The sequence below is a fragment of the Methylibium sp. genome, assembly GCF_013817365.1.
Taxonomy (GTDB): Bacteria; Pseudomonadota; Gammaproteobacteria; order Burkholderiales; family Burkholderiaceae_C; genus Methylibium.
The window spans coordinates 1-2,113 of sequence record NZ_JACDCU010000589.1 but is presented as its reverse complement, the minus strand read 5'-3'; the positions used below and the strand labels follow the sequence as shown (position 1 = coordinate 2,113).

The 2,113-nt window shown below is 68.8% G+C and carries 4 protein-coding genes; all 4 read right to left on the bottom strand.

Going from position 1 to position 2,113, the window contains the following annotated elements; translation table 11 throughout:
- Nucleotides 1-142: VOC family protein (locus H0W38_RS21720; protein WP_292458131.1), on the bottom strand; the 142-nt coding region annotated here is incomplete at its 3' end.
- A 120-nt stretch (nt 143-262) separates the two neighbouring features.
- A complete protein-coding gene (locus H0W38_RS21715) occupies nt 263-829 on the bottom strand; it encodes a TMEM165/GDT1 family protein (protein ID WP_292458128.1) in 567 nt (188 codons plus the stop codon).
- Between the two features lie 2 nt (nt 830-831).
- Nucleotides 832-1,464: a DsbA family protein gene (locus H0W38_RS21710; RefSeq protein ID WP_292458125.1), complete on the bottom strand. Its 633-nt coding sequence runs from the start codon at nt 1,462-1,464 to the stop codon at nt 832-834.
- The coding region (locus tag H0W38_RS21705) for an MBL fold metallo-hydrolase (RefSeq protein WP_367162609.1) at nt 1,461-2,113 on the bottom strand (653 nt) is incomplete at its 5' end. The genes H0W38_RS21705 and H0W38_RS21710, both read right to left, overlap by 4 nt.

Sequence of the window (2,113 nt, the reverse complement as noted above, 5' to 3'; positions counted from 1 at the left end):
TGCCGTAGCCTAGAAAGGCGAGGCTGTACTTCTGTTCCGGCCGCTCGGTGGTGCGCAGCAACTGCATGCCGAGCACGCCGGTGTAAAAATCGACCGAGCGCTGCAGGTTGCCGACGCGCAGCATGGTGTGGAGGAGTCTCATCGCAGGGCTTAGAAAAGAGGGGAGGGGCCGTCAAGGGAAGGGCCGTCAAGGGTAGCGCGCAGGCGGGCGCCTGTTCGGCGAATGGAGTTGCTGCCGCTTTGCGCAGGCGGTTCACCGCCTCTACCCGCCCATCCCCGCCAGCACCAGCACGCCGAGCAGCGCGAACACGCCCGCCGTGCCGCGCCGCACCCACACGAGCGGCAGGATCTTCATCGCCCTCTCGCCGATCAGCACGGCCGGCACGTTGGCCAGCATCATGCCCAGTGTCGTGCCGGCGGTGACCGTGAACAGCATGGCGTACTTGGCGGCCAGCATCACCGTGGCGATCTGGGTCTTGTCGCCCATCTCGGCGAGGAAGAAGGCCAGGACGGTGATGCCGAAAACGCCCAGAGCCGAAGCCGGAGGCGTCTGGGTGTCGTCGAGGGTGTCCGGCTTGAGCGCCCAGGCCGCCATGGCCATGAAGCTCAACCCGAGGCCCCAGCGCAGCGCGCCTTCGGGCACAACGGCCTGCACCCAGGCGCCGAACGCGGCGGCTGCGGCATGGTTGGCAAGCGTGGCGACGAGGATGCCGAGCACGATCGGCAATGGGCGGCGAAAGCGCGCTGCCAGCAGCAGCGCGAGAAGCTGAGTCTTGTCACCGATCTCGCTGAGCGCGACGACGCCGGTGGAGACGGCGAACGCCTCCAGGCTCATGCTGCGAAGGTCTGCTCGAGCCGCTCGAGCAACTCCGCTGGCGCGAGCCAGCCCGGCGCCACCGTCTGTGCCTGCCCGGCGCGAACGGCCAGCAGCGTTGGGAAACCGCGAATGCCGAGGCGTTGAGCCGTGGCGAAGTCGTTGCCGGTGGCCTCGATGCTCGCCGCCGCCTCGAACTGCCGCGCAAAGAGTTCGGAGTCCATGCCGCAATCCTGGGCCAAAGTGTTCAACGTCTCAGGGTCGGTCGTGTCCCGGCCTTGTGCATAAAAGGCGGTCTGGATGGTCTGGAACAGTTCGAGCGCGCGCTCGGGCCAGTGTTCTCGCGCCGTAACGACGGCTCGGCAAGCCGGCTCGGTGGTGTAGAGCCAGTTTTCACGGGCCAGGCCGGCCGGCGAGAAGGGCGGTCCGCTGCGGGCGGCGACCTGCTGCCAGTGGTGCTGGATCGATGCACGCAATCGCGCATCGAGCACCTCGCCGGCGGGACGCAGGCCGCCCATCATCAATTGCACCGGCAACGCCGGCCAGCGCTGGCGCGCCGCGGCGAGGCTCGGCGCGAAGCCGTAGCACCACGAGCACATCGGGTCGGCGACGTAGAGCAGCGACCAGCCTTCGGACGGCGCCGCGCTCATGTCGATCCGGCGTTCGTGCGGGCCGCTGTCCGGCCGGCGTCGCGCGCCTCACGATCGAGCCACAGGCCTACGCCTTGGGCGTTCAGTTCGACATCCATCCCCAGCAGCACGTCGATCTGCGCATCGTCGAGCGCGCTGCCCTGGGCGCGCAGCCTTTCCCGGTAGAGCGCGGTCAGGCCCTGCACCAGCCGCTGATGGCGCTCGGGTGCGCCATGCAGCGGCTGCGCCAGGGCCACCATCGCGTCGATCTGTTCGCACATGAGCCTGGCAAGGCGCGGCACGTCGGTGACGCGGCCGTAGTGGGTCACGTACATGCAGGCCGGCTCGCGTTCAAGCAGGCGCGCAACCGAGGCCTTCAGCGCTTGCGGCTCGAACTGCGTCGGTGGCGTGGTCGGCAGCAGGTAACGCCCGCGCGGAGCCTCGAACTCCGGATACGACAGGCCGAAGGTATCGCCGGTGAACCAGCCGCGGCTGGCCTCGTCCCAGATGCAGTGGTGGTGGCGCGCATGGCCGGGCGTGTCGATGAAAAGCAGGGGCCGGCCGGCCAGTTCCAGCACCATGCCATCGCTGGTCTGGAGCACTCGCTCGGCGGCGATCGGCTGCAGCACGCCATAGTCGCGCGTTGCTGTCTCTTCGCCGTATACGGCGC